The sequence below is a fragment of the Crocosphaera sp. XPORK-15E genome, assembly GCF_034931425.1.
In the GTDB taxonomy this organism is placed as follows: domain Bacteria; phylum Cyanobacteriota; class Cyanobacteriia; order Cyanobacteriales; family Microcystaceae; genus UHCC-0190.
Genome location: NZ_JAYGHQ010000003.1, coordinates 178,879 through 186,331, shown reverse-complemented (window position 1 = coordinate 186,331; position 7,453 = coordinate 178,879). Strand labels below are relative to the sequence as shown.

Below are 7,453 nucleotides of genomic sequence, written 5' to 3'. Positions count from 1 at the left end.
AATGTATGACAACATTTGTAAATTTATCGCTGAAACTTTTTCTAGAGACTTGGCAGAATGGTTATTAGGACAACCTATAGAATTAACTGTCCTAGAACCTACTGAACTACAAGTCGCACCAATCAGGGCCGATAGCTTAATATTTCTTCAGTCAGAAGACTTAATACTACATATTGAGTTTCAGACTGACCCTAAAGAGGATATTCCCTTTAGAATGGCTGATTATCGTCTGAGAATGTATCGTCGTTTTCCCAATAAACAAGTATATCAGGTGGTGATTTATTTGAGAAAAAGCGATTCTGAATTGGCTAAGGTCAGTGCCTTTAATTTGCCCCAATTGCGTCATGAATATAATATCATGCGACTTTGGGAAATCCCCACAGAACAGTTGTTAACATCATCAGGGTTGCTACCATTTGCTGTTTTAAGTCAAACAGATAACCCGGTGAAGGTACTAGAACAAGTAGCCAGAAAAATTGAGGGAATTAGTGATCAAAATGAACAAAGTAATGTTTCTGCTACTGCGGCGATTCTTGCAGGCTTAGTTTTGGATAAAATGATTATTAGACAATTATTGAGGGAAGATATCATGAAAGAATCTGTTATTTATCAAGAGATTCAAGCCATTAGTGAAGCTAAAGGACTTGAAAAGGGCATTCAAAAGGGCATTAAACAGGGTATTAAACAGGGTATTAAACAAGGAGAAGCTAACTTAGTTATCCGACAACTTCATCGACGAATTGGAGAAATACCTGATAATTTTCGGGAAACAATCAGGGAATTATCCGTTGAACAATTGGAAAATCTGGGAGAAGCTTTGTTAGATTTTAATACTGAGGCTGATTTAAACCTTTGGTTAACTTCTCAGGATTAATTCTCAATTTTTAGGATAAAATAGCCAGAATGTATGACAACATTTGTAAATTTATCGCTGAAACTTTTTCTAGAGACTTGGCACAATGGTTATTAGGACAACCTATAGAATTAACTGTCCTAGAGCCTACTGAACTACAAGTTGCACCAATCAGGGCCGATAGTTTAATCTTTCTTCAGTCAGAAGACTTAATACTACATATTGAGTTTCAGACGGACCCTAAAGATGATATTCCCTTTAGAATGGCTGATTATCGTCTGAGAATGTATCGTCGTTTTCCCAATAAACAAGTATATCAGGTGGTGATTTATTTGAGAAAAAGCGATTCTGAATTGGCTAAGGTCAGTGCCTTTAATTTGCCCCAATTGCGTCATGAATATAATATCATGCGACTTTGGGAAATCCCCACAGAACAGTTGTTAAAATCATCAGGGTTGCTACCATTTGCTGTTTTAAGTCAAACGGAGAACCCTGTGAAGGTACTAGAACAAGTAGCAAAAAGGATTGAGGGAATTAGTGATCAAAATGAACAAAGTAATGTGTCTGCTACGACTGCCATCCTTGCGGGATTGGTTTTAGATAAAATGATTATTAGACAATTATTGAGGGAAGATATCATGAAAGAATCTGTTATTTATCAAGAGATTCAAGCCATTAGTGAAGCTAAAGGACTTGAAAAGGGCATTCAAAAGGGCATTAAACAGGGTATTAAACAGGGTATTAAACAAGGAGAAGCTAACTTAGTTATCCGACAACTTCATCGACGAATTGGAGAAATACCTGATAATTTTCGGGAAAAAATCCGAGAGTTATCCGTTGAACAATTGGAAAATCTGGGAGAAGCTTTGTTAGATTTTCATACTGAGACTGATTTGAACCTTTGGTTAGATTCTCAAGGTTAAGTTAATCTCAATTTTTAGTCTAATATACTATCTTATTTGAGAAATATTGAGGGCGCAAGGTTTGCGCCCCTACCCAAATTATGGTTATTGTCCTACATAAATTGCATTAGTATTCAAGTCAAAGTTATTACTATTAATACCTTTGAGAATGCTAATTAACTCGTTTTGTCCAGAGGTTTTAACATAAATTCCTAATCCTTGTTCGGTTGAACCTAAAACATAATCAGTGGCTTTTCCGTAAAGTTGTAATTTATCTTCTTTGAGATCAAAGTTTTTAATCTGTGCATAGTCATTTATTCCATTAATTGGATCATTGTTCTTGTAAAAGCTTCCTTTATGATTACCTAAGATCAATAAATCAGCTTTTTGATCTCCTCCTGTTAAAATGTCTATCTTACCTATTTTTGTCAATGGATCAAAAGTTTCAATATCATAAGATTTTTGAACCGTAAAGCCGTGCTTAATGTCATAGATTGATTCCGCTAACTGATAGGCTTCTTTTCTTCTTCTTGTAGGATACTTATCACCGAATTTATGTAATTCTTGTACAACATTTTGCCAATCTTGTTGTGTCGCATAATTCTGGAATGTTGGTGCGCCATTTATGCCATATTGAAATGCAACCGACGCGATCGCAGTTTGTGCAGATTCAGATAATTCTTTAAATTTAACCCCGAAAGAAGCATTATTATATTTAGTTTCTAGCTGTTCGATCATACTTACTTTTTTCAGGATATCAATGCTTTTTGCTTCTTCTTCAGTGATAACTAATGTATTACCTTGAGCAATATATTCTTGTAGTTTTGTATTAGCAGCTTCTCCTTTAATTCCTAAAAAGGGCTTAAATTTATCAATAAGTTCTGTAGAAAAACCAAGTTTTTTAAGCTCAGCTTCACTATGGGAGCCAAGATCAAATCCTGTGGCAATAGTTACACCACTTTTATCAATAACTTGATCGTTTTGTTTAGGGATATAAGCTTGAAGTTTTCGACCCCCTTCTAAATCTGAAATAAATTGCCAATTAATGCGATATTGTTCAGTAAATATTGTAGTTTTTAATTTGTTTTGGGCATCAATAGTATCTATAGGTAAATTGCCACTATTATCAGCAATTAAAATAGGATGAGCATCTAACCACGACTGAGGATCAACATATTTTTGTTGTAAGTAATTGATTACTTCTGATTTTAAACTATCTGGCAAATCATCCAAATAATCAGCCATATCAACTAAAGATAATTGTTCAAGTTGATTGACTTCTAATTTGGCTTCTTGACTAATTTGTAATGGAGTTTGTAAAGTAACTTGAGTTTGTTTAACTCCAATTAAAATCTTTAATTGATTATCTCCAAGATAGTAAATATTGCCGTTATCATTAACTTCAATATCCGCAGGACTAATGTTAAATTGTTTGGCTAATTCAGTTATTTGAGGATCATAAAAATTCTTATATACCCAATTTTTTAAGTCATCTTGCCAAATTCCAAAAACATCTTTAACACTAGATAACCAAGCATTTAAACCACCTTGTTGATTTGCACCATATAAAACGCCAACTGTACTATTAATATTTTTCAGTGTATTAACATTTAAAGTGGCATCTTTTCCAATGACTGTGTTAAGTTCTTCATCCCAAAGCTTCAAGGTTTCCTCAATACCTTTTAACCATCCTTTAACACTGGGATCTTCATAAATATTTTGCCCTATTTCTACAGTTTCACCAATTTTTTCTAGATCATCAAAATCGAGTCCAAACTTATCTTTAATGTATGTTTCTAATTGATCTTGATATTCTTCAAATTTATTCGTTAATTGTTCAAAGGTGTCTTGTATTGTATCAAAAATATTGGAGTCTTCAGTTTCAGAACTTTGATTATTGTCGGGAGGTGTAGAAGAATCTGATGAATTATTATCATTCTCTTTTGATGCTTTTTTCTCTAAATTTTCCTGACTATTCTTAATCCCTTTAGCGATTTTAGGAATAGATTTAAGAGCATCTATCCATTCTCCATCTTCAATTGCTTCAATGAGTTTATAGCCATCTACGGAAACTTCACCAGCGACAACAATCCATTTTAAAGTTAACCAATCATTACTAATATTATCTTGTGTTAATTCTGTAGCAAAGTTAGTGCCAATTGTTCCCGCAATTTTAGTAATAGAGTCAAAACCAGATAATAAATTGCCTGTTTCTATTGCTTCTATTGCTTGATAGGTAGCGACAGAAACTTGTCCGGCTGTAATTAAGGCTTTTTCAAAGTTAGAAAAATTAACTGATTTATCTAAGGTTTCGCCTATGTTTACCCCGTCAATAGCAACAACATTAGCAACCCCTTGAATAGCTGATAAAAAGGCTAATGTTCCATCTCCTGAGTCAATTGCACGATAAGTGTTATAAGCACCTTGAGCAGCAGCTTGAAAGGTTTGTAAATTTTTTAAGGTAGGTAATAAGGCATCTTCTAAGTCAGATAATGCAATAGTAGCCTCCCATAAGGCATCAATATCATTAGCTTTGTCTGCTATATCTACTAAATCTGCTGCTTGACTAAGTTCAGCTTTAATGTTGCTAATTTGATAGCTAACAACGGTCATTGCTAAACTAAAAATAGCCCCTGTCCAATCTCCATTATAAGCAGATTGAACTGCACTTAAAGCACCACTCGCTAAGGTTAAATTTGTTCCTAAAGTAGCAAGAGTTGATGTAGCAGAATAAAGTCCTAACGTTGCACCACCTGTAAATAATACCCCTGCTACTGCTAAAACAGTGGTAATAGTGCCAAAAATTTCGTTAAAAGCTGCTTTCTTTCTTGCCTTTCTTTCCTGTATTCTTCCATCAATAATCTGGTTAAGAATATCCTTAGATTGCTTGGCTAATTCACTGGATAAATCAACTGCACCCTGAGCATATCCAATCTTATATAAAACCTCTAAATATTCTTGGTTAATCTCCTCGGTTTCTTCCCCTAATTCCTGACTTATAATAATCTCATCATAGAGGGCTTTGGTGGCTCCTTGAAGGTCGGTTTCAGACTGGTTTAATAGCCCTGTATATTTGGCTTCTTCTGCGTCTAATTTGGCTATTTCTGTTTGTAACTGGTTGGCTTCTTCTATTAAAGCAGTGGCACTTTTTAACAGGTTATCTTGGATGGTTACGGCTTCTTTACCCTGTAATGCGTCGTGTATATCGGCGGTGGTTTCTGCGAGAATAGTTTGAATATTTTCGGGTAATTCGGGTTGACTTTGGATAGTTTCTAAGTCACTTAAAATACCTGCTAATTGCCCTTTATATTCGGCTTGTTGAATGATATCGTCAATGGGTTGTAACCCTAAGTCGCTTCTTAGGTCATTTAATGCCTGTTGTAAGGCATCTTCGGCTTGTAATTGGTTGAGTTGTTCAAGTTTAGCCGTAGCAATAGCGCGATCGCGGTTTATATCTGCCCGTTGTTTCTCAAATTGGGCGGTAATTGTCTCATCTATGCCTAATTGACGCTGTTGGGCGAATTGTTGTTCTAGGGTTGCTTGTGCCAGGTTTAACTGTTCAACCTGTAATAGTTGGACGAGGGTTTGTTCTGTCCAATTTCTCAAGTATTCGAGGGCATCAATGCGAAGTTCGGCAATATTTAACTGTTGCTGTAGGGTTTCAATGTCTTGCTGAGTATTATTGATGCTGCTTTGAATTTCGTTAAATTCGAGTTGGGCGATCGCAGTTTGTTGTTTGATCAGATCAATTTGTTCTTCGGCAGCTTCTTTAACAATGGCAAACTGATCAGCTTGTTGTTGCGCTTGGTCTTGTAATGCCCGATATTTGAGCATTTCATTGTAATAATAGTCAGCTTTAACAGCATCATCTGGTCTAGCGATACCTCCCGCGCAACCTCCCCCCGTATCTGTCATTAAGTCCCGGTAGTCTGTGTAGTAAATTTCGGCAGCAGTGGCAAAGTTGTTCTGTTGCGCAACAGTTAAAAGATAAGCTGCTTCTTGACTTCCGGCTTCTGTTGCTTCAATAAGACGGGTTTGGAGTTGAGTTTCCAGGGTGTTGAGTTCTAACTGTTTTTCTATACCAAGCAAGGTATAGTTTTCTTTGAGTTCGATGGCAGCGAGAAGATCCTGTAAAGTTTGCTGTTTAGCTTGTATTTCGGTCAAATATTGGTCATTTTGGACTTCTAGGAATGCCTGTAAGTCTTCCATTGAAGCGGTTAAAGCGATGCTGGTGGCTTCAGCCTGTTCTGCTAATTTTTGGACTTCTGCGAGGGCTTTTTGTGCATCTAAGAGTTGATCTTCGAGGTTGCTATAGTCGTTGTCGGGACTGTCTATGGTGGCAAGCAATAGTTGATGTTCGGTTTCAACTACGGTTTTTTGGGCATTAAGCAGGGTAATTTTTTGGGTGAGGGCTGCTTTTTGGGCAGTTAAGATGATTTCTTTGTGGGTGAGGAGATCAACTGACTGTTGCAGTTGGACTTGTTTGGTTTGAGTTTCGGGGGTTGAGGTTAGAAGGGCGATCGCATCTAGTTGAGTTTTTAACTGTTTCTCTAGCGCAATAGTTTCGGTTATTTCGGTATCAAGGGAGAGGGTTTGCTGTTCCACCCATGCGCGTGTATTGGCTATTTGTTGCAGCAGGTTTTGGGTATTGGTATCAAGGGTGGCTTTCTTGGCTAGGACATCGTTGAGGGCGGTTTGATAAGCTTGACTGCTGGTGTCATATTCGGCTTGTTCTTTAATAGTGTTGGCTTTAGCATCTTCGGCAGCTTGTTCGGCGATCGCTAATTGTTCTTTGAGGGTGGGGAGAAGGGCAGAAAAGGTGTCAAGTTGCGCCTGTTGTTCGGGGAGGAGTTGCCGTTGCGCTTCTAATAGTTCCAGTTGGGCGATAAACTGATCCAGGGCAAGTTCGGCTTCATCTGCTGCAAGGTTTGCCTGTTGCCATTGGTCGATCAGTTGGTCGGTGAGGTCTTGTTGATGGGTATCTTCGATAACTTCTTGATCTAGGTTAGCTGCATATTGTCTGAGGCTGGTTGCTTGTTTAGTGTAAGCATCCCAAATAATCCAGTTATGATCAACGTGAACGACTGCAACCCATTTGGTTTTGCTTCCCCAAAATCCACCTGATTTATAACTACGCCATTCTGTCCAAGTTGGGCCAGCTTTACGGCTTAAATCCCAGTTAATTTGTGCCTGTTCTTCGTACCATTTAGCTTGACTGAGACTGGCGACGGATGCGGCTTGTTTTTGACTAATTTGGGCTTTTAGGGTTTCTAGTTGGGTTTGGGAGTTGGTGAGTTCGTCGGTTATTTCTTGTTGTAGGTTATAAAGGGTGGTTGCGTCATTTAGGGCGGGGTAATATTGATTACGGAGAGTATCAAGGTCTTTTGTAGCTAAATAGGTAGCAAAAGCCCTTTTACCATTGTTATTCCAAACGTAAACATAATCTTGCATTCCATCGCCATTAATATCAGCAAACTTTCCTCTGTCATAACCATTAGAATCTGGGGAGAAAGAACCATTTTGCATAGTTCTGCCAATTAGTTCATTAAATGTTCCATCAGGATTAGCTAAAAATGTAGCAATTGCTCGTTTACCACCATTATTCCAAACCACTACATAATCCTGTCTTCCATCACCATTAACATCAGCAAACTTTCCTCTGTCATAACCATTAGAATCTGGGGAGAAAGAACCATTT

The 7,453-nt window shown here is 37.4% G+C and carries 3 protein-coding genes; 2 read left to right on the top strand and 1 reads right to left on the bottom strand.

The features are described 5' to 3' along the window. Position 1 precedes the first annotated feature (1 nt). Positions 2-874: an Rpn family recombination-promoting nuclease/putative transposase gene (locus VB691_RS03730; RefSeq protein WP_323290116.1), complete on the top strand. Its 873-nt coding sequence runs from the start codon at positions 2-4 to the stop codon at positions 872-874. Between the two features lie 29 nt (positions 875-903). Then, entirely contained in the window at positions 904-1,776 is an 873-nt protein-coding gene (locus VB691_RS03725) for an Rpn family recombination-promoting nuclease/putative transposase (RefSeq protein ID WP_323290115.1), read from the top strand. 84 nt (positions 1,777-1,860) lie between these two features. Here VB691_RS03725 and VB691_RS03720 read toward each other — a convergent pair. Then, a partial coding sequence (locus VB691_RS03720) for a pesticin C-terminus-like muramidase (protein WP_323290114.1) occupies positions 1,861-7,453 on the bottom strand: 5,593 nt, incomplete at its 5' end.

What these genes read in the sequence shown, in the direction of transcription:
- VB691_RS03730 (WP_323290116.1), top strand. Translation starts at nt 2, where the DNA reads ATGTATGACAACATTTGTAAATTTATCGCTGAAACTTTTTCTAGAGAC.
- VB691_RS03725 (WP_323290115.1), top strand. Translation starts at nt 904, where the DNA reads ATGTATGACAACATTTGTAAATTTATCGCTGAAACTTTTTCTAGAGAC.